The sequence below is a fragment of the Streptococcus sp. Marseille-Q4154 genome (genome assembly GCF_916700545.1).
GTDB classification, from domain to species: domain Bacteria; phylum Bacillota; class Bacilli; order Lactobacillales; family Streptococcaceae; genus Streptococcus; species Streptococcus infantis_I.
The window spans coordinates 403,298-425,336 of the sequence record NZ_CAKAKN010000001.1 but is presented as its reverse complement, the minus strand read 5'-3'; the positions used below and the strand labels follow the sequence as shown (position 1 = coordinate 425,336).

Here is a 22,039-nt window from a genome sequence, read left to right as displayed (position 1 = left end):
CTTAGTCTCCTAAAACCTTGAAGGTGTTGAGAAGTTCAAACTCGGCTACCGCCTTCAAAGCTGCTGTAATATTTTCAAGCTGGGCCTTGTTGATTTTATGAGTGATGATGACAACACGAGCCTTGCCTTCTTGCTTACCATCTTGAAGGATCTGCTTGAAGGAAATATCTTCTGCGTTAAATAGCTCAGCCAATTTCAAGACTTGACCTTTTGAATCTGGAGCCAAGATTGAGAAATAGTAGTTGGCTTTGACGTCTTCTGGCTTAGCCAAGACTACTGGACGGCTGTATTCATTAAAGGCTTTTCCAATTGTTCCATCATTCAGACGACGAACGATGCGGGCAATATCAGCCACAACACTTGTTGCAGTTGGTTTTTGACCTGCACCTGGTCCATAGTACATAGACTCGCCGATACCGATAGACTCAACAAAGACAGCATTCATAACACCATTAACACTTGCAAGCGGGTGAGTTTTAGGAAGGAAGGTTGGCGTAACCTCAGCAGCAATTCCTGAAGCTGTTTCTTCGATAGAACCAACTAATTTCACAACATAACCAAGTTCTTGAGCTACTGCCACATCTTCTGGAGTGATGTTGCGAATTCCTTGGTGACCCACATCTTCAAACTTAACATTCATTCCAAAGGCGAACTGACTGAGGATGACCATCTTGTAAGCCGCATCAATTCCATCAACGTCATTGGTAGGGTCGCTTTCAGCAAAGCCAAGTCGTTGGGCTTCTGCCAAAGCATCTTCATAAGACCAACCTTCTGTTACCATTTTGGTCATCATGAAGTTAGATGTTCCGTTGACAACACCAAGAACGCGTGTGATTTTGTCTGATGCTAATGAGTTAACCAAAGTACGAAGAATTGGGATTCCTCCTGCAACAGCTGCTTCATAGTATAGAGCAACATTGTGAGCTTTGGCTACCTCAAGCAATTCTGCACCATGGACTGCCAAAAGATCCTTGTTAGCTGTCACAACGTGTTTCCCTGCTTCTAAAGCACGAGTGATAAAGGTTTTAGCAGGTTCGATACGCCCCATCAACTCAACAACAATAGTAATGTCTTTGTCTGACAAAATTTCATCGATATTTGTTACAAAATTAAAATCATTTCCTGCTTCAAGTAAGCGGGCTTTCTCTTGATCGTCTTTGACCAAAACTTTAGCTACTTCAATTTCTGACTGGGCTGCTTGAACAATTTTTTCTTTATTTTCCTTTAGCAAGAATGGCACACCACTGGCTACTGTACCAAATCCAAGTAAAGCAATCTTAACTGACATGTTTGTCTCCTCGAAATTTTCTAATAGTCCTATTATACCAAAATTGTGTGAAAATTCCTACCATTCTAAACTAAAAATAGGAGCACCAAATCACAAAAAGAGGCTGGGACAAAAGTCCTAGCCTCTCAATTGCCTTTGGATTGTCGAGCAAGACGCAGTGGTTGAGTGGGCTCTAACTACGCTGATTTCATCAGCTTTTACAGCCCTACTCAACTGTGCGGAGGTGGGACGACGAAATCGAATTCTAACGAATTACCGATTTCTGTCCCACTCTCTCTATTTTCTATCTATTTCACAAAAGCCAATTCCTTGTCACTAGACAAGCCTTCTCGATAATTGAAACCCGCAAAGCTTAGCTTTTTAATCTCTTCAACCGAAGTTACCTGACCTTCCATCAAAGCTGTCAAAAAGGCTCCTCGGGCTTTTTTAGAAATGGTTGAGTGGATTTTTAGTTTTCCATCTCGCTCTTCCATAAACTTGAAGGTCACCATTTTTTCACGGATTTCTTTAGGAAAAACATTCTCAAATTCTGATGACAAGAGAGAAAAGATTAACTCCTGGTCTTTCATTGACTCCTCATAGGCTGACTGCCAATGACTTTTCAAGCTTTTTCCAGCGACTTTTAGTTTCATCAAAAAGTCCAGTCTGTGAGGCGCAATCGGTTCAAAGGCTGGAATCACACCATAGAAAGCTGACGTTATCATGAGGTGTTTCTCGAGATATGTTTGCTCCTCCTTGGTGAGATCGTCCCGTTTGATGTTGCGATACATGAGTCCATCAAAGAGGTGCAAGGCTGGATAGTTTGTCGCAGTTTCATTTTTCAAGGCCTGGATATGGTCATACTCCTCTTGCGCTTTTCCGGCAGATATTTTGTAAAAACTCTCCAGCTCTTGGGCAGAGTATGTCGCCAATTCATCCAGCACTGCCTGACTTTCAGGACACAAGGGTTTAGCCTCTAAACGAGGGATTTCGGTGTTCATTTCTTTTGCGGTTGGGATTAGAATTTTCATAGTGTTAGTGTAGCATATTTTTTTAGGACTACCAAGGATTTGAGCCTAAAAACCTCGGTGAATACCGAGGCTTCTTTCCTTATTTTGGCAATCCTAACCAGATTGCAAAGAGAACTAGTGCTGTCCCAAGGCAGCTTGCCAAGATAGATGACAGATTAAACTTTTTCTCCTTTAGATGAGAAAATCCTATCTTCAAAGCGAAAAGACCAAGCAACATCGAACCAATCATCAGATAAAACCCCATTTGACTGTCCTCCATTTATTATTCTTTCATTTATTATCACAAATTTCAAACAAGAGTGCAAGAAAAACGAGGTTGTTTCCTTAAGCTTAAAGGATGTACCCTGATCTGGGATACAAGGCCTATATGATAATCCCTTCCAAATGATCCAATTCGTGTTGACAAATCTGAGCCGGAAAACCTGTCAGGGTAATGGTCTGCTCTTGCCAATGGATATCTCTGTAGCTTACTGTAATCTTCTCATACCTAGTTGTCGGTCTTACACCTGTCAAAGACAAACAACCTTCCTCTGTCTCGTATGATCCTTCAAAAGATTGGAGAACTGGATTAAACATAACCATGGGAATCATTCCGATATTAAAAATAATGACGCGTTTTTGTACCCCAATCATATTGGCCGCTAGTCCAACACAGCTTTCTCGGTTAGCCAATAGGGTATCCTGCAAATCCTTTGCTAGGGGTAAATCTTCCTGACTAGCAGGCTGAGATACCTGCGACAAAAACAAGATATCTTTTACAATTTTCTTTTCCAACTACTATTCCTCCATCTTTTTCTCAACTTGATTATAGCATAAAATCTATCTCTGTTTACCATATATAAAAGCAAAAAGCCATCCGAAGATGACTTTTCAATGCTTAAATAGCGTTTTTATCTTTTCCAAGTGCTCGTTGAACTGCTTTGACAATCTCAACAAGGACCACGATCATAAGTGCTCCTACAGCGACCACCATCCATTGAGTCAAACTCAAATGTGACACGTGGAAGAGATTATTAAATCCAGGAACCAAAATTGTCACCACAAAGAGGACAAAGGCAACAGGGATAGACCAGTTAAAGGTCTTGTTTGTAAAGAGTCCCACTTTAAAGATTGATTGGTAAACCGACTTAACGTTAAAGGCATGGAGCAATTGGATCAAACCGAGAGTTGCAAAAGCCATGGTAAGGGCATCCGCATGGATCTCAGTATGACTTTGGTGCTCTGGGAAGAGAAGAGCCCAACCATAAACACCTAAAACGAGCATGGTTTGGAAGATCCCTTGATAAATGATTGCTCCGAAGACACCACCATCAAAGAAGTTAGACTTACGTCCACGAGGTTTGTGAGTCATAACGCCTGGCTCAGCTGGTTCCACCCCAAGAGCGATGGCTGGTAGCGTATCTGTTACCAGGTTAATCCATAGCAAATGCACTGGTTGAAGCACATCCCAACCTAACAAGGTTGCAAAGAAGATGGTGAAAACTTCAGCCATATTGGCAGACAAGAGGTATTGGATTGATTTTTGGATATTTGAGAAGACCTTACGTCCTTCTTCTACCGCTACGATAATGGTTGCAAAGTTATCATCAGCAAGGACCATATCCGAAGCTCCCTTAGAAACTTCTGTACCTGTAATCCCCATACCGATACCGATATCCGCTGTCTTAAGTGAAGGCGCATCGTTGACCCCATCACCCGTCATAGCGACAACCTTACCTTCATTTTGCCATGCTTTCACGATACGAACCTTGTGCTCAGGTGATACACGCGCGTAAACAGAGTATTGCTTGAAGACTTTTTGGAATTCTTCATCAGTGAGTTCATTCAACTCAGCACCCGTGAAGACATGGTCTTCTGTATCATTTGGATCGATGATACCGAGACGTTTAGCGATAGCTTCCGCTGTATCTTGGTGGTCACCAGTGATCATAATCGGACGGATACCCGCTTCCTTAGCGACACGAACAGCTTCTGCAGCTTCTGGACGTTCAGGGTCAATCATGCCGACCAAACCAGAGAAAATAAGGTCAGATTCAACAATTTCAGATTCCAAGGTTGGAATTTCGTTACTTGTCTTGTAAGCCATCATCAAGACACGAAGGGCTTGTTTAGCTAAGTCTTTGTTGGTAGCAAGGATAGCTTGTTTATCTTCTTCTGTGATGGGGCGAACTTCCCCATTGACTTCAATACGAGTCACGCGCTTGAGCAACTGATCAGGTGCACCCTTGACAGCGATAAAGTAAGAACCGTCTGCTTCCTTATGAATGGTAGACATGAGTTTACGGTCTGAGTCAAATGGCAATTCAGCTACACGTGGTTCATCCTTCAAGACTTCACGAACATCAAAGTTGTGGTCCAAACCAAACTGTACAAGAGCTGTCTCAGTTGGGTCCCCAATCAACTTACCAGATGGATCTACCTTGGTGTCATTGGCAAAGTTCATGATACGGAGGGTATTGTTGTCAGCAGCAATCTCGGATGCCGAGCTTTGCAATTGACCGTTGGTATAAACTTTTTCAACCGTCATTTGGTTCATGGTCAAAGTACCTGTTTTATCAGATGCGATGATTTCTGTTGAACCAAGAGTTTCAACCGCTGGTAATTTACGAACAATCGAATTCCGTTTGGCAAGGGTTGTTGTTCCCAAAGATAGAACGATGGTTACAATGGCAGGGAGACCTTCTGGAATCGCAGCAACCGCAAGAGCAACCGCCACCATCAAGCCTTCTAATGGATGTTCTCCACGAACAAAGACACCAACCAAGAAAGTGATCACTGCAATCACAACGATCAAGTAAGTCAAGGCCTTAGATAATTGTTCCAAGCTTTGCTTCAATGGTGTCTCTGTCTCGTCAGCATTAGCCAACATGTCCGCAATCTTACCAACTTCTGTGTACATACCAGTGTTGGTCACGACACCAATCCCACGACCGTATGTTACGTTTGAGTTTTGGTAAGCCATGTTAACACGATCCCCGATACCAGCATCTGCTTCAACAAGTCCTGTCACATCTTTTTCAACTGGGACAGACTCTCCTGTAAGAGCTGCTTCTTCAATTTTAAGGGAAGCTGCTTCAAACAAACGCATATCTGCGGGCACGACATCTCCCGCTTCAAGCAAGACGATATCTCCAGGTACCAATTCTTTTGAGTCAATCTCAATGACATGACCATCACGACGAACACGAGCCATCGGGCTAGACATATTTTTCAGAGCTTCAATGGCTGCTTCTGCTTGCCCTTCCTGGTAAACCCCAAAGGCAGCATTCAAGACAACAACGGCCAAGATGATAATGGCATCCGTTAGGCCGTCCATTCCTTCTGTAATCACAGAAAGTGCCGCTGCCGCAAGCAAGATGATAATCATCAAATCCTTAAATTGATCAAGGAATTTAGCTAGTAGGCTACGTTTCTCTCCCTCTTCCAACTCATTACGACCATAAGTCGCTAGTCGTTCTTGAGCTTGAGCAGTTGACAAACCCTCGATAGATGAGTCTAAGTTCTTTAGGACTTCTTCTGAGGTCTGTGTGTAAAACAAGTCTTTATTTTGTTCTTTTGACAAAACAGTCTCCTCCTTTTTGGCCTCTTTTTACAAAAAAAGAGACCTGTTTTTTAAAAAAACAAGTCTCGCTGTTTAATATAGTGCCGGAAAAAATTCGTAATGACGACACTATCGCGGTTTCCCGCCAGCTACTCCCTTGAGTAGTTCTATTATATCAGAAATTCAAAAGTTTTCAAGTTTTGAGGTGTATTTAACTTACTTCCCACATTTGAATTTTCCTTGGAAAACCAGTATAATGAAAGAATACTAAAATGCTAGAAGGGGAGTTAGATGAATCAATCGGTTTCAAACTTAAAATTAGCTGAGCGTGGTGCCATTATCAGCATCTTGACCTATCTATTCTTGTCTGCAGCTAAGCTAGCGACCGGACACCTCCTCCATTCATCCAGTTTGGTGGCAGATGGTTTTAACAACGTTTCAGATATCGTTGGAAACGTGGCCCTTCTCATCGGGATTCGTTTGGCTCGCCAACCGGCAGATAGAGATCATCGCTTCGGCCACTGGAAAATAGAGGATTTGGCAAGTCTCATCACTTCCATCATCATGTTTTACGTTGGCTTTGATGTTCTACGTGACACCATTCAAAAGATACTCAGCCGAGAACAAACGGTCATTGACCCACTTGGTGCGACTCTGGGAGTCATCTCTGCTATCATCATGTTTGCCGTTTATCTCTACAATACCCATCTGAGTAAGCAAGCTAAATCAAAGGCTCTCAAGGCAGCCGCTAAGGATAATTTATCAGATGCGGTAACATCTCTTGGAACTTCTATTGCTATCCTGGCTAGCAGCTTCAACTATCCAATCGTGGATAAGTTAGTCGCGATTATCATTACCTTCTTTATCCTTAAAACAGCTTATGACATCTTTATCGAGTCATCCTTCAGCCTTTCTGATGGTTTTGACGAACACTTGCTAGAAGATTATCAAAAAGCTATCATGGAAATTCCTAAGATTAGCAAGGTTAAATCACAACGCGGTCGTACCTACGGAAGCAATATTTATCTGGATATCACACTTGAGATGAACCCAGACCTGTCTGTTTTTGAAAGTCACGAAATTGCAGACCAAGTCGAATCCATGTTATCAGAACGATTTGGTGTCTTTGATACAGACATTCATATCGAACCAGCACCAATCCCTGAGGATGAAATCCTAGATAATGTATATAAAAAATTGCTCATGAGAGAGCAACTGATTGACCAAGGAAATCAACTGGAAGAATTACTTGCAGAAGACTTCGTTTATATCCGCCAGGACGGACAAGAACTTGACAAGGGAGCCTATAAGGCTGAAAAAGAACTAACCTCTGCTATCAAGGAGCTTCATTTAACTTCTATCAGTCAAAAGACTAAACTCATCCGCTACCAAGTCGGTGATACCATTCATACCAGCATCTGGCGTCGCCACGAAACTTGGCAAAATATTTTCCATCAGGAAACCAAAATAGAAAAAGACTAAAGCAAAACTCCCAACTTTCTCAGTTGGGAGTTTTTTATATTCTTATTTTGCAACGCTCTTAGCAAGAACGAAGTTTCCTAGTGTAGCTGAACCATTGCCAGCAACAGCTGGAGTCACGATATAGTCACGTACATCTGGAACTGGTAGGTAGCCATTGAGTAGGGCTGTGAATTTCTCACGTACGCGGTCAAGCATATGTTGTTGAGCCATAACCCCACCACCAAAGACGATGACATCTGGACGGAAAGTTACAGTCGCATTCACTGCAGCTTGAGCAATGTAGTAGGCTTGAACATCCCAGACAGAGTTGTTGAGTTCAATGTTTTCCCCACGAACACCTGTACGAGCTTCCAAACTTGGACCAGCTGCATAACCTTCCAAACATCCATTATGGAAAGGACAAACACCTTTAAATTCTTTTTCAATATCCATTGGGTGTCTAGCCACATAATAATGACCCATCTCAGGGTGACCAACACCGCCAATAAACTCGCCACGTTGGATAACACCTGCACCGATACCTGTACCGATTGTGTAATAAACCAAGTTTTCGATACGACCACCGGCATTATTACGAGCAACCACTTCACCGTATGCAGAACTGTTTACGTCTGTCGTAAAATACATAGGCACGTTTAGAGGGCGACGAAGAGCACCAAGCAAGTCGACATTTGCCCAGTTAGGTTTTGGAGTTGTTGTGATAAATCCGTAAGTTTTTGAGTTTTTATCGATATCGATTGGACCAAATGAACCAATGGCAAGTCCTGCAAGATTGTCGAATTTTGAGAAGAACTCGATGGTTTTATCGATTGTTTCAATAGGTGTTGTTGTAGGAAATTGTACCTTTTCTACAACGTTATAGTTTTCATCTCCGACAGCACAGACAAATTTTGTACCGCCCGCTTCCAAGCTTCCGTATAGTTTTGTCATGATTAACCTCTTGTATTTATTTTCTCTATTATAGCATATTTCCATGCTGAAAATTGCTCAATATTTTAGATTTTCCTCTGTAAATTTTACCATTCAATCAAAAACGAACAAACATGACATTTGTTCGTTTTTTGATCTATTAAATCGAAAGTAGTGTACTCAATGAAAATCAAAGAACAAACTAGGAATCGAGCTGCAGATTGCTCAAAGCACAGCTTTGAGGTTGTAGATAGAACTGACGAAGTCAGTAACACATACATACGGCAAAGCGAGTATGACGCAGTTTGAATTTGATTTTCGAAGAGTATTAAGCTTTAACTTCGATGATTGCATCCCCCTTAGCAACTGATCCAGAAGCTACTGGATTTACTGAAGCAAAGTCTGCAGTGTTTGTTACGATAACCATAGTAGTGTTATCAAGTCCTGCAGCAGCAATCTTAGCTGAGTCAAATGTTCCAAGAACATCTCCAGCTTTAACCTTGTCACCTTGGGCAACTTTATGGTTGAATCCTTCACCGTTCATTGAAACAGTGTCGATACCAACGTGGATCAAGATTTCAGCTCCGTTAGCTGTTCTTAGCCCATAAGCATGTCCTGTTGGGAAGACAATTGTCACTTCAGCATCAGCTGGTGCGTAAACAACATCTTCACTTGGTTTTACAGCGATACCTTGTCCCATAGCTCCACTTGAGAAGACTGGATCATTCACATTTGAAAGAGCAACGACATCACCAACGATTGGTGTTTGGATAACACCTTCGCTAGGTGAAACCACAGTACCAGTTACTGCTTCTTCTGTTAAACGGTCAGTTTCAGCTTCAGAAATTGCTCCTGAAACTTCTTCTACTTCATCTTCGTAACCAAACATGTAAGTAAGAGCAAAACCAAGTACAAATGATACAGCTACCATAAGAAGGTATTGTAGAAGTTGTCCGTTACCAATGTAAAGCATTGTACCAGGGATGATTGTGATACCATTACCAGTACCAGCAAGTCCAAGGATAGATGCCAATCCACCACCGATTGCACCAGCAATCAATGAAAGGAAGAATGGTTTACGGAAACGCAAGTTAACCCCGAAGATAGCAGGCTCAGTAATACCTAGGAAGGCAGAAAGAGCAGCTGGGAAAGCAAGTGTTTTAAGTTTAGGATTTTTAGTTTTCACACCAACGGCTACTGTCGCAGCACCTTGAGCAGTCATGGCAGCTGTGATGATAGCGTTGAATGGGTTAGCATGGTCAGCAGCAAGCAATTGAACTTCAAGCAAGTTGAAGATGTGGTGAACACCTGATACGACGATTAATTGGTGAACTCCACCAATCAAGAAACCACCAAGTCCGAATGGCAAGTTAAGAATTGCTTTAGTTCCAATGAGGATGTAGTTTTCAACAACGTGGAAGACTGGTCCGATAACAAACAATCCAAGAATTGACATTACAAGGAGTGTTACGAACGGTGTTACCAAGAGGTCAAGTACATCTGGAACAACCTTGCGAACTGCTTTTTCAAACTTAGCTCCGACAACCCCGATAATGAAGGCTGGAAGAACTGAACCTTGCAAACCTACAACTGGGATAAATCCGAAGAACTGCATTGCAGTTACTTCACCACCAGACGCAACAGCCCAGGCATTTGGAAGCGAACCAGAAACGAGCATCATACCAAGAACGATACCAACGGCTGGGTTACCACCGAATACACGGAAAGTTGACCAAACAACCAAACCTGGCAAGATAATAAAGGCAGTGTCAGTCAAGATCTGAGTATAAGTTGTCACATCTTCTGGAAGTGTCATTCCAAGAGCAGTCAAGAGACCACGAACACCCATGAAGAGACCAGTTGCTACGATAACAGGAATGATTGGAACGAAGACGTCACCGAAAGTACGGATGGCACGTTGGAACCAATTTCCTTGTTTAGCAGCTTCTGCTTTCATTTCAGCTTTTGTTGAAGTTGGCAAACCAAGGGCTACGACTTCATCGTACATCTTGTTTACTGTACCAGTACCAAAGATGATTTGGTATTGACCTGAGTTAAAGAAAGCACCTTGAACTTTTTCCAAGCTCTCGATAGCATCTTTGTTAATTTTCGCTTCATCTTTAACCATAACGCGAAGGCGAGTCGCACAGTGCGCAACACTGTTAACGTTCTCACGTCCACCCAAGGCTTCGATGACTTTTTTTGCAATTTCTGTATTCGTCATTTGCAAAAATCTCCTTATAAAAAATTTGTAAAATGTTTGAAAGCGATTTTATCCACCCTACGCATATAATTCTATCATGTTTTTAAAATATGTCAAGCGTTTTGCAGAAAAAATTTTAGCATTTTGAATTTTTTGATTGTTTTTGATGTTTTTGAAATAAAACAAGCAATATTTTACCTATTATTGTGAGGTTTTTAAAGATTTTTTTACAAATTCTTTCATTTTTTCATTTATTTTCATAAAATCCTTCAATCTGTTTCTGTCAATCGTTTGACATTTTTTTCTTAATTTTATGATAAAAGACTTGCTTTTTTAAAAGGAAACGTTTACTATAAAGATAGTAGAATTTATGGAGGGAATATAAATGGAATGGACTACTGAACGTCGTTACAGACGTTATGAAGATTGGACACAAGAAGAAAGAAAAGAAATCCAAGAAAAGATGGCACAATCCCCATGGCATGTCAGCTATCACATTGAACCAAAGGAAGGACTCCTTAACGACCCAAACGGTTTTTCTTACTTTGATGGCAAGTGGGTTGTCTTTTACCAAAACTTCCCCTTTGGTGCAGCTCATGGATTAAAATCTTGGGTTCAGCTTGAAAGCGACGACTTGGTTCACTTTACTGAAACAGGTGTAAAAATCTTACCTGATACTCCACTTGATAGCCACGGCGCTTACTCTGGATCTGCTATGCAGTTTGGTGATCAATTGTTCCTATTCTATACAGGAAATGTCCGTGATGAAAATTGGGTTCGCCACCCTTATCAGATTGGTGCCTTAATGGATAAGGACGGCAAGATTGAAAAAATTGACAAAGTCTTGATTGATCAACCAGCTGATGCTACTGACCACTTCCGTGATCCACAGATTTTTAACTTTAAAGGACAATACTACGCTATCGTCGGTGGTCAGGACTTGGAGAAAAAAGGATTCATCCGTCTCTATAAGGCTGTAGACAACGACTACACGAACTGGCAAGTAGTTGGCGACCTTGACTTTGCTAACGACCGTACTGCCTACATGATGGAATGTCCTAATCTGGTCTTTGTCGGAGAACAGCCTGTCCTTCTCTACTGCCCACAAGGTTTGGATAAAAAGGTTCTTGACTATGACAATATCTATCCAAATATGTATAAAATTGGTGCTTCCTTCGATTCTAAAAATGCACGTATGGTAGATGTGTCTGAACTACACAATCTAGACTATGGTTTCGAAGCCTATGCTACTCAAGCTTTTAACGCTCCTGATGGACGTGCTCTTGCTGTTAGTTGGCTTGGTTTGCCAGATGTTTCTTATCCATCTGATCGCTTTGATCACCAAGGAACTTTCTCATTGGTCAAAGAACTTACCATTAAAGATGGCAAACTCTATCAGTATCCTGTAGCTGCTATCAAAGAACTCCGTGCTTCAGAAGAGGAATTTTCAAATCGCTCTGAAACCAAAAACACTTACGAACTTGAGCTTAACTTAGAGGCTAATAGTCAAAGTGAAATCGTCCTTCTTGCAGATAAAGACGGCAAAGGACTCTCGATCAACTTTGATCTTGTCAATGGCCAAGTTACCGTTGACCGCAGTCAGGCAGGTGAGCAATACGCTCAAGAATTTGGAACTACTCGCTCATGTCCAATTGATAACCAAGCTACTACCGTAAATATCTTCATCGACAATTCAGTCTTTGAAATTTTCATCAATAAAGGAGAAAAAGTATTTTCTGGTCGTGTCTTCCCACATGAGAACCAAAATGGAATCGTGATTAAATCTGGAAACCCAACTGGAACTTACTACGAATTAGAATATGGTCGCAAAACTAACTGATGTCGCAAAATTGGCTGGCGTCAGCCCTACTACCGTTTCACGTGTCATCAATAAAAAAGGCTATCTGTCTGAAAAAACCATCCAAAAGGTCAATGAGGCCATGCGAGAGTTGGGCTATAAACCTAACAATCTTGCTCGTAGCCTCCAAGGAAAATCAGCCAAATTAATCGGTTTGATTTTTCCAAAAATCAGCCATGTTTTCTATGCTGAATTGATTGACAAATTGGAACACGAACTCTTCAAAAAAGGCTACAAGACGATCATCTGCAATAGTGAGCACGATTCGGAAAAAGAACGTGAGTACCTTGAAATGCTAGAAGCCAACCAAGTGGATGGAATCATCTCTGGTAGTCATAACTTGGGAATTGAAGACTACAATCGCGTAACGGCCCCAATCATCTCTTTTGACCGTAACCTATCGCCAGACATTCCAGTGGTTTCTTCTGATAACTATGCTGGTGGGATTCTGGCTGCTGAAACCTTATCTAAAGCCGGAGCTAAGTCTGTTATTATGATTACAGGTAATGACAACTCCAACTCACCAACTGGACTTCGTCATGCAGGCTTTGCTTCTATCTTCCCTAAAGCTCCCATCATCAATATTTCCAGTGACTTTTCACCCCTCCGCAAGGAAATGGAAATCAAAACTATCCTAACCAAACAAAAACCAGATGCTATTTTCGCATCGGATGATTTGACAGCCATCTTGGTGATGAAGATTGCTCAGGAACTTGGTATTTCTGTTCCAGAACAACTTAAGGTTATTGGCTACGATGGAACTTATTTTATCGAGAATTTCTATCCTCACCTTACTACCATTAAACAACCTTTGGAGGAAATTGCTCGCCTGACAGTTGATTTACTACTTCAAAAAATTGAGGGGAAAGAAGTTGCTACGACTGGTTATTTCTTACCAGTTAGTCTCTTACCAGGTAAAAGTATTTAAACAAAAAACTCAGACTGAAACAGTCTGAGTTTTTCTTATGATCTTAATTTTTTCAAAAGAGTCTGTGCTTTTTCTAGGTTAAAAGTTTTTTCAGCAATCAAGCTTTCTACCAACTTAGGCACTTCTGCCTCAGTCGCACCTGCTAAAAGAGCTAACGATTTTGCCTGAAGTTTCATGTGTCCATGCTGGATCCCTGTGCTGACAAGAGCTTTAAGAGCTGCAAAATTCTGTGCAAGACCAATCGAAACGATAATTTGAGCTAATTCCTTAGCTGATGGATGACCTAGCAACTCATGGCTGAGGACTACTCGAGGATTGAGACCAATCGATCCACCCTTGGTAGCAACCGGCATCGGCATAGTCATCTCTCCTATTAGCTCTTCTGTTTCCAAATCCATAGTCCAACGACTGAGACCTCGATAAGCACCATCATGACTGGCATAGGCATGCGCTCCTGCTTCGATGGCACGCCAATCATTTCCTGTCGCAATCAAGAGAGCATCAATCCCATTAAAAATTCCTTTGTTATGGGTAGCTGCTCGATAAGAATCTGCTTGAGCGAACTGGCTGGCTAAAACCATTTTTTCAGCTAGTTCACGCGCTTCATCCTTCTGGCGACTCAAATAACGAAAGGCAATCCGACAAGTTGCAGTTACTAGAGAATCTGTGGCATAGTTGGATAAGATTCCCATTAAACTTTGCCCTTGACTTAGAGCCTCTAAGCTAGGTTTTAAAGCTTCAAGCATGGTATTGAGCATATTAGCTCCCATGGCTTCCTGAGTATCCACGTGGAGATAAACCACTAAAAAGTCAGCCTCACCAGAAATTTTCTCAACTGTTAGCTCTCTGGCTCCACCACCACGTTTGACAATAGATGGATAGGCTTGGTTTGCTTGTTCGAGTAGCTCTGCTTTCTGACTCAAAATAGCCTGACATGCTTTATCCCTATCTGGAACCTGATAAAGAGCTACCTGACCAATCATTTGGCGTTGATGAACCTGAGCAGTAAAACCACCCGCACGTTTGATAATCTTACTAGCAAAACTAGCCGCAGCAACGACGGATGGTTCTTCTGTTACATAAGGAACTGTATACTCTTGACCATTTACCAACACTTCTGGAACTACTGAGAAGGGTAGTGAGAAGGTTCCCACTACATTTTCACTCAGTTGGTCCGCAACTGCTATACTAAGATTTTCATTTTGCTCAAGACTTTCTTGGGCTTCCATAGAAGTAAGCGCCTGAGACTTAACGAACTCAAGGCGCTCTTGAATTGATTTTTTAGCAAATCCATTCCAATTTTTTTTCATTATTTTTCAACCTTGCTGTAGCGACGTTGGTGTTCTACAATCTCAACCAGAGCATAGTCCTGTCCTTCATAGCCTGACATGGTTGCAGAACCTGACTCATCCAAGTTTGCTTCCTCAAAGAAGATTCGTTCATAATCAGCTACGCTCAATGCTTGACGCTGGTCTAGCAATTCTAAGCGATTTTTCTGCAATTGCTGTTCATAGCCTTCAACCAATTCCACACTGAAGAACTCAGATACAGCACCACTTCCGTAGCTATAGAGAGCTAGCTTGTCCCCTGCTTTGAGACTATCAGAATTTTCAAGAAGAGACAAGAGTCCTAAAAAGAGTGAACCCGTATAGATGTTCCCAACCTTTTGGCTGTAAATAATGGACTCATCAAAGTGTTTTTGAAGTAAATCCTTTTTCTCTTGAGGTAGAGATTTGTCAAGAATTTTTTTCAATCCCTTGAGAGCTAGCTTTGGATAAGGCAAATGGAAACAAATAGCTTCAAAATCATTCAAGTCGCAATCATAACGCTTTTGGTACTCTTCCCAAGTCGTTTTTAAGCTATCCAAATACTGCTGTGTTGAGTAGACTCCATTTACAAATGGTGTCGTTGAATAATTTGGACGCCAAAAGTCCATGATATCACGAGTCTGCGCAACGTTATCGTTGTTGAAGACCATAACACGTGGATTTTGACTAATCAACATGGCAACACAACCTGCTCCTTGAGTTGGTTCCCCAGGAGTTTCGACACCATATTTTGCAATATCACTAGCTAGTACCAAAACTTTTGATTTAGGAGAATTTTCTACGTGTAACTTAGCATAGTGAAGGGCCGCAGTTGCACCATAGCAAGCTTCTTTGATTTCAAAACTACGAGCAAAAGGTTGAATTCCAAGTAGACCGTGTACAAAAACCGCAGCCGCCTTACTTTGATCGACTCCAGATTCTGTCGCTACGATAACCATATCAATCTCTTGCTTCTCTTCTTCAGTCAGGATAGAATCTCCTGCACTGGCAGCCAAGGTAACAATATCCTCTGTTAAAGGAGCAATACTCAATTCTTTTAAAAGGAGTCCTTTACTCAATTTTTCAGGATCAGTTCCTCGAGCTTCTGCTAAATCTTGTAATTTCAAAACGTATTGACTGGTCGCAAAACCAATCTTATCAATACCGATTTTCATATTTACCTCTATTTTTATCATTCATTGTAAAAATTCGTTCACCTCTATTTTATCATAATTGAGGTCAAATGAGCGAAAAAAGACTTGATTCCCCAAATCAAGTTCATTTCTATCGCCGTACTCATATTCTTTCAGCCACTCTACCCACGAAAAAATCGAGACTTAGCTAGCTCGATTCTTTTTGAGATAGTGATACAACTTCAGTACAACTGTCCCACTTGCCATTCCTATTGAAATAACAAGAGCCAACATCATCACCAACATTGCACTGGCAATGGCGTTTCTATAGTCACCTGTCACAAAAAATGAAGTCGTTCGATAAGAGAGATAACCTGGTACCAGCGGAGCCAAGATGGCCAAAGCAAAGACAACTGCTGGTGTTTTGTAAATTATACTCATAATCTGGCTGATACAAGAACCAATCACAGCGGCAATAAAGGTCGCCAAAATAACATTGGTTGGCTCCTTGAGTATTAGATAGAGCAGCCAGATTGACATTCCCAAAACTCCACCAGGAATGAGCATGGAACGTTGGACGTTTAAAACGATTAAAAAAGTGATAATAGCTAGCAGACTAGCTAGAGCCTGCAATAAAAATGTTGTTAGAGTCATATTAGTTCATGAGTACGAGGGCGACAGAGGTGCCTGCCCCTAAGGCAAGGGTAACCAGCAAGGATTCAAACATCTTGCTCATACCAGAGTTAATGTGATTGGTCATAATATCTCTAACAGCATTGGTCAGAGCAATTCCCGGTACAAATGGCATGACCGCACCTGCAATGACCAAATCAGCTGTCGAAGGAAAGCCAGAATAGCGCGCCCAAAATTGTGCAATCAAACCAAAAACAAGAGCACCTGCAAAAGCTGTCATAAAGGGAATACGAATAAATTTTTCTACGTAAAGAGAAAAGGTGAAAGCAAAGATGGTTGCTACTCCTGCACCAATGGCATCGTAGGCATTCCCCCCGAACATGATCGAGAAGAAGGGAGCACTAAGGGTCGCTGCAGCAGTTAGCTGAACATTGGTGTAGGGAGATGCCTTAGCATTTAATTGCTTGAGTTGAATAAAGGCTGTCTCCAAATCAAGCTGCCCTGATACAAGTTGCCGTGAAATCTGGTTGACATCACACACCTTCTCAATATTATAAGCAGAGGAGGTTACTCGTTTCATTCGAGAGATATTTGTATTTTCAATGGAGAAAAAAATAGCTGCAGGCATGGCCAAAACATTACAATCCATGATGCCTTGTGAATGAGCAATTCGAATCATGGTGTCTTCGACACGATAGATTTCAGATCCATTGCGAAGCAGAATTGTTCCTGCTAACATAATGACATCAATAACTGCATTCAGTTTTTTTGATTCGTCCATGTTCCCCTCCTTTTTAAACTCCTTTTATTTTATCATAAATTTTAAGGAAAAAAAATCTTTGCCACAAAAACTGTGACAAAGATTGATTAGTTCTCACCATTATGGTTCTCCGACTGATTATTCGATGACGGAGATGACGGTGCTGTCGTAGTTTGAGGTTCTCTAATCTGTGGTGATGTCGCTCCACGATATGGATTTCCTTGTGAAGGATTTGTTGTCGTTGTTGTTGTTTTCGGTTTGTAGATAGAAATTTTGATACGAGTTGTATTCAAATCTACACCTTCACCTGGTTTTGGACTTTGACTAACTACAGTATCCTCAACAGTCCCTTCTGGTGCTGTAGAAACCTCTACCACTTCAATATTCGCCTCTTTAACACCGACTATCTGAATCAAATTATTCTTGGTAAATTCAAGACTTGATCCAATATAACTTGGCATAGGAACGCTAGTTACCTTCTTGGCTACTGTCAAGGTAATCTCTATCGCCTTACTAAGATCATAAGTGGTTCCTTCTGGCAGACTCTGTCTCAAAACAAGTCCTGCCTCTGTTTCACTTGATTCTTCTTCAACAACCTTGATGAGATTTTCAGGAACCTTTTTCCCTTTCAATTCTGCTATAACATCTGTTGATTTACGACCAACATAATTTCCAAGCTTGAAGGATTGTTGACCTGAAGAGATAATAAGATTAACTTTTATTCCTTCTTTACGAGACGAACCAGCATCTGGATCTGTTCGGATAACTCGACCTTCTTCTACCGTATCACTAGCTTCGGTCTTCTCCTCACCAATCTCAAAATTTGCTTTTTTCAGGTTTTCCTTAGCTTCAGCTACAGTTTGACCTGCAACTTTTGGAATCTCAACAGTAGCTGGTGTTTTCGATACAATCCAGAAAAGGGAAGCCAAAACAAGTATAAAGCTAGCTAAAAGCACAAAATACCTTGCTTTGAAACGACGTTTCTTGACTGGTTTTGCAACAGTTCCTTTACTAGTTGCCTTTTGAGTCGGCTTTTGGCTCTGAGGACTTTCTTCCTTTGGTTGCACTTTGGGAATCGCTGTTAAAGTAGATTGTGAAATTTTCGGTAAGGTTTTTGTGTCAACTTTACTTGTATCTTCAAATACCAGCTTTGGTTCATTTCGACGGTTATAAGAAAGACTACTCAATAAGTCAACATACATCTCTGAGACAGTTTGATAACGGTCTGTCAACTTTTTAGCTGTCGCTTTTATAACTACGTTTTCCAAGGATTGTGGTACTGATGGGTTTTCTGCAATGACCGAAGGAAGCGGTTTTTGGAAATGCTGAAGTGCAATGGTAACAGCACTATCTCCATCATAAGGAATATGGCCTGTCAACATTTCGAAAAAGATAATTCCCATTGCATAAATATCACTCTGTATGGTCGCCTTAGAACCACGCGCCTGCTCAGGTGATAGATAGTGAACAGAACCCAACATGGAGTTGGTCTGTGTCAAACTGGTTTCTGCAAAGGCCACTGCAATCCCAAAGTCAGTAACTTTTGCGGTTCCATCAGGAGTCAAGAGTATATTTTGAGGTTTTAAATCACGGTGAATAATCCCCTTTGCATGCGCCAAACGCATAGCCAAGAGAATTTGACCCATGATACGAACAGCTTCCTCGTTTGATAGAGGGTGGTGTTCTTTAATATAACGTTTGAGGTCAAGCCCAGCTACATATTCCATAGCTAGATATTGTTGACCGTCTTCTTCACCGATATCCGTAATTCGAACGATATGAGGATGATCTAGGTCCGCCATCGCACGTGCTTCACGCTGAAAACGTGCAACAGCGATTGGATCCGTTTGGTAGTTGGTCCTCAGGACCTTCACCGCTACCTCTTCCCCATCCAGAATCAAATCTTTGGCCAGGTAGACATCTGCCATCCCGCCACGGCCAATTTGTTTGATAATCCGATATCGTCCGGCAAATATCTTGCCGATCTGGATCATTTTGATTCCTCCTCAATCGCAATCAAGGCAACAGTAATGTTATCAAGCCCTCCGGCATTGTTTGCAAAACGTACTAAGGTTGCCGCCTTGTCTTCAAGTGAAATATCACTTGTCACGATGTCATAGATTTCACTTCCTGAAATCATATTCGTGAGACCATCACTGTTCATAACGATATAGTCACCAGGTTCCAAGCTCACAATCCCTAAATCAGGTTGAATCTCATCTTTTTGTCCAATAGACTGGGTGATGATATTTTTTTGCGGATGCGCTTCAGCTTCTTCAGGTGTTAATTGACCTGCCTTGAGCAACTCATTTACTAATGAATGATCACTCGTTAATTGGTGGTACTCTTCTCCACGAACCAAGCCGATACGAGAATCACCAATATGAGCATAGATGGCTTGGTTATCAATGATTGCAAGGGCTTCTAGAGTTGTTCCCATTCCCTTATAGGCCTCATCACGTCCCATTTGATAAATCTTTTGATTTTCAATTTCTAGGTGTTCTGCAAACCATTCACGAACTTCATTCACGGTATCGATCTGAGTATCTACCCAGGCAACACCTAAGTCCGTAACTGCCATCTCACTGGCAATATTACCTGCTCGGTGTCCTCCCATCCCGTCAGCCAAGATAATCATCGTACGACCGGCACGGTTGACAAAAAGATTGACATAGTCTTGATTATTTGTACGTTTCTGACCCACATCTGTTAATAATGAAATCTCCATTGTGTCAGTTCCTTCCTAATTGGATATCTTGCGAAATTGGCTAATAAAGAATCCATCACTTCCGTACAATTCTGGAGTAATGAGGATACAGCCATCTTTTAGGATATCCTTGCATTCGTGTTCTAGTTTAACCTGCTCGAACTCTGGATGACTTTCTAAAAATGCTTGAACCACTTGAAAGTTCTCCTCAGAGACAATAGTGCAGGTACTATAAGTTATTATACCACCTTTACGTAGCGTTTGACAAACACTACCTAATATTTCCAACTGAATTTCCTGTAATGACGCGAAATCAGCAGTGTCTTTGTTGTATTTGATATCTGGTTTCCGACGCAATAGACCAATCCCTGAGCAAGGAGCATCAACAAGAATCTTATCAAATTGATCCTTACCAAAAAACTCGTGAACCTTTCGGGCATCCAATTTTTGTGTTTGAACACGGTCTGCTACGCCTAAACGCTGGGCATTCTCTTGAATCAAAGTGAGTTTGTGGTCGTAGAGATCCAGAGCTGTTACCTGACCTGTCGTTAGATAAGACGCCATATGGGCTGTTTTCCCACCTGGAGCTGCACAGGCATCCAAAACCTGCTCCTCTCCTTGTAGCTCTAGTGTTGGTGCAACCAGTTGACTAGACTCGTCCTGGATAGTAATAAGCCCTTCCGAAAATAAGTCAAGATCCGCAAAATGCCCTTGTTCTTTGACCAGACCAGTATTTGATAAGATAGAATCACTTGCACTAAGCAAAGTTTTGATTTCTTCTTTTCGACTCAAATCTGTCACCCGAATACTAGCTTTATTGCGTTGCAAAAGACTCTCAAAAATCGCTTGCGCCCGTTCTTCCCCGTACTCTTCTTTGAGCTTAGAAACTAACCACACTGGCAAAGAGTAGGCGATAGAATCACGCTTGTTCTTACGTTTGATACTGGCAATATCTGGCAAACCTTCTCGCAAGATACGGCGAAGGACTGCATTGACCAGTTTTTCGCTACCTTTTTTACGAAGTTTTGCAATTTCTACCGCTTCATTGACCACTGCATGATCAGGAAGCTTATCCAAGTATTGGAGTTGATAGACGCTCATGAGAAGCAAAACATAGAGCCAGTTGTCTAGCTTGTCTCTATCCTCAATAAAGTGAGACAAATACCATTCCAAAGTTAGTTTACGGGCTACGGTTCCATAAACAAGCTCAGTCACCAAACCTTTGTCAGTTGCTGACAGTTGACTTCCCTTGAGGTGTTTATTTAAGGCAATATTGGAGTAGGCTTGATTGACAAAGACATCCTCTAGCACCTTTAAGGCTAAGTTTCTAGCCGTTTCTACTTTAGTCACCAAATCGTTCTCCTACAGCCAAATTTCGTCCAACACCGTTGAGGAAGGAAGCAATGTCCATTTTAGGTTTTCCTGCAGGTTGAACCTGTTTGAGAGATAGAGCTCCTTCTGCCGTTGCGACAATCAATTCTTTCTTACCGATGGAGAGTATCTCACCCGGATTACCCTGACCTTCTACAGGCAGAGCTTCATAGATTTTGAAGCGTTCTCCCTTGAGGAAGGTATGAGCAACTGGCCATGGATTCATCCCACGGATTTGGTTGAAAAGTTGACGGTTGGTCTTGTTCCAGTCCAGTTTTTCCTCCTCAGGTTTGATATTTGGTGAGAAAGTTACTTGGCTTGGGTCTTGTGGTTGAGGCTGAATTTCACCAGCTATATAAGCAGGTAGAGTATCCAAAAGCAAATCACGCCCAACAATGGCCAATTTTTCAAACAAAGTTCCAACATTGTCCTCATCAGTAATTGGAATACTGCGACGAGAAATCATGTCCCCTGCATCCATTTCCTTGACCATTTCCATAATGGTCACTCCTGCCTCCTCATCACCCTGAATCAAGGCGTAATGAATAGGAGCTCCACCACGGTGCTTAGGAAGGAGTGAAGCATGGACATTGACTGCAAAATCCATACTATCAAGGAGTTTACTTGGGAGAAATTGTCCAAAAGCTGCAGTCACAATCCCGTCAGCTCCCAAATTCATGATAGCTTCCATTTCTGGACTACCTGATAATTTTTCAGGTTGGTAGATGGGTAAGCCTGCCTCTTTGGCAGCTTGTTTCACTGGGGTTTCCTGGATAACTTTTTTACGGCCGACAGCACGATCTGGCTGAGTTACAACCGCTATAATCTCGTAGCGGTCATCTGCCAAAAGCCCCTTTAAAACAGTTGCTGAAAAATTGGGAGTTCCCATAAAGATTAGTTTTGTCATCT

General features: G+C 41.7%; 18 protein-coding genes. 3 read left to right on the top strand and 15 right to left on the bottom strand.

Going from position 1 to position 22,039, the window contains the following annotated elements:
- Position 1: 1 nt before the first annotated feature.
- The 5 genes from LG369_RS02160 to LG369_RS02140 all read right to left on the bottom strand — a co-directional run bounded on the left by LG369_RS02160 (position 2) and on the right by LG369_RS02140 (position 5,860).
- Positions 2-1,288: a homoserine dehydrogenase gene (locus LG369_RS02160; protein ID WP_225750093.1), complete on the bottom strand. Its 1,287-nt coding sequence runs from the start codon at positions 1,286-1,288 to the stop codon at positions 2-4.
- 287 nt (positions 1,289-1,575) lie between these two features.
- Positions 1,576-2,298: a peroxide stress protein YaaA gene (yaaA, locus tag LG369_RS02155; protein ID WP_225750092.1), complete on the bottom strand. Its 723-nt coding sequence runs from the start codon at positions 2,296-2,298 to the stop codon at positions 1,576-1,578.
- A gap of 79 nt (positions 2,299-2,377) precedes the next feature.
- Entirely contained in the window at positions 2,378-2,542 is a 165-nt protein-coding gene (locus LG369_RS02150; RefSeq protein WP_006155852.1) for a hypothetical protein, read from the bottom strand.
- 119 nt (positions 2,543-2,661) lie between these two features.
- Positions 2,662-3,072, bottom strand: coding sequence for a peptide deformylase (locus LG369_RS02145; protein WP_006148926.1), 411 nt, complete (start codon positions 3,070-3,072; stop codon positions 2,662-2,664).
- Positions 3,073-3,175: 103 nt separating this feature from the next.
- On the bottom strand, positions 3,176-5,860 hold the full coding sequence (locus tag LG369_RS02140) for a cation-translocating P-type ATPase (RefSeq protein ID WP_070677663.1): 2,685 nt from the start codon (positions 5,858-5,860) through the stop codon (positions 3,176-3,178).
- A 270-nt stretch (positions 5,861-6,130) separates the two neighbouring features.
- On the opposite strand from LG369_RS02140, the gene LG369_RS02135 reads away from it, so the two are divergent.
- On the top strand, positions 6,131-7,321 hold the full coding sequence (locus LG369_RS02135) for a cation diffusion facilitator family transporter (RefSeq protein WP_049494294.1): 1,191 nt from the start codon (positions 6,131-6,133) through the stop codon (positions 7,319-7,321).
- Between the two features lie 42 nt (positions 7,322-7,363).
- Here LG369_RS02135 and scrK read toward each other — a convergent pair whose 3' ends face one another.
- Positions 7,364-8,251, bottom strand: coding sequence for a fructokinase ScrK (gene scrK, locus LG369_RS02130; RefSeq protein ID WP_225750091.1), 888 nt, complete (start codon positions 8,249-8,251; stop codon positions 7,364-7,366).
- Between the two features lie 307 nt (positions 8,252-8,558).
- A complete protein-coding gene (locus LG369_RS02125; protein WP_225750090.1) occupies positions 8,559-10,454 on the bottom strand; it encodes a sucrose-specific PTS transporter subunit IIBC in 1,896 nt (631 codons plus the stop codon).
- Positions 10,455-10,818: 364 nt separating this feature from the next.
- Here LG369_RS02125 and LG369_RS02120 point away from each other — a divergent pair, with 364 nt between their 5' ends.
- Positions 10,819-12,273, top strand: coding sequence for a sucrose-6-phosphate hydrolase (locus LG369_RS02120; protein ID WP_225750089.1), 1,455 nt, complete (start codon positions 10,819-10,821; stop codon positions 12,271-12,273).
- Positions 12,254-13,219, top strand: a complete 966-nt coding sequence (locus LG369_RS02115; RefSeq protein WP_225750088.1) for a LacI family DNA-binding transcriptional regulator — start codon at positions 12,254-12,256, stop codon at positions 13,217-13,219. Before LG369_RS02120 ends, LG369_RS02115 begins: the two co-directional genes overlap by 20 nt.
- A gap of 35 nt (positions 13,220-13,254) precedes the next feature.
- Here the strand turns inward: LG369_RS02115 and LG369_RS02110 are convergent, their stop codons facing one another.
- From LG369_RS02110 to fmt, 8 genes are all read right to left on the bottom strand, one after another.
- Positions 13,255-14,529, bottom strand: a complete 1,275-nt coding sequence (locus tag LG369_RS02110) for a hydroxymethylglutaryl-CoA reductase, degradative (protein ID WP_225750087.1) — start codon at positions 14,527-14,529, stop codon at positions 13,255-13,257.
- Positions 14,529-15,701 carry a hydroxymethylglutaryl-CoA synthase gene (locus tag LG369_RS02105; RefSeq protein ID WP_006155513.1) on the bottom strand — a complete coding sequence of 391 codons (1,173 nt, stop codon included), beginning with the start codon at positions 15,699-15,701 and terminating at the stop codon, positions 14,529-14,531. Before LG369_RS02105 ends, LG369_RS02110 begins: the two co-directional genes overlap by 1 nt.
- A 162-nt stretch (positions 15,702-15,863) precedes the next feature.
- Complete coding sequence (locus tag LG369_RS02100; RefSeq protein ID WP_225750086.1) at positions 15,864-16,313, bottom strand: threonine/serine exporter family protein; 450 nt, start codon at positions 16,311-16,313, stop codon at positions 15,864-15,866.
- 1 nt (position 16,314) lies between these two features.
- The gene (locus LG369_RS02095) at positions 16,315-17,073 is read right to left on the bottom strand and encodes a threonine/serine exporter family protein (RefSeq protein ID WP_225750085.1); all 759 of its coding nucleotides are present in this window, start codon (positions 17,071-17,073) and stop codon (positions 16,315-16,317) included.
- A gap of 86 nt (positions 17,074-17,159) precedes the next feature.
- On the bottom strand, positions 17,160-19,046 hold the full coding sequence (gene pknB, locus LG369_RS02090; protein WP_225750084.1) for a Stk1 family PASTA domain-containing Ser/Thr kinase: 1,887 nt from the start codon (positions 19,044-19,046) through the stop codon (positions 17,160-17,162).
- Positions 19,043-19,780, bottom strand: a complete 738-nt coding sequence (locus LG369_RS02085) for a Stp1/IreP family PP2C-type Ser/Thr phosphatase (RefSeq protein WP_225750083.1) — start codon at positions 19,778-19,780, stop codon at positions 19,043-19,045. Before LG369_RS02085 ends, pknB begins: the two co-directional genes overlap by 4 nt.
- A 15-nt stretch (positions 19,781-19,795) precedes the next feature.
- Positions 19,796-21,109, bottom strand: a complete 1,314-nt coding sequence (rsmB, locus tag LG369_RS02080) for a 16S rRNA (cytosine(967)-C(5))-methyltransferase RsmB (protein WP_225750082.1) — start codon at positions 21,107-21,109, stop codon at positions 19,796-19,798.
- Positions 21,102-22,037, bottom strand: a complete 936-nt coding sequence (gene fmt, locus LG369_RS02075) for a methionyl-tRNA formyltransferase (RefSeq protein WP_225750081.1) — start codon at positions 22,035-22,037, stop codon at positions 21,102-21,104. Before fmt ends, rsmB begins: the two co-directional genes overlap by 8 nt.
- Between the last annotated feature and the right edge of the window lie 2 nt (positions 22,038-22,039).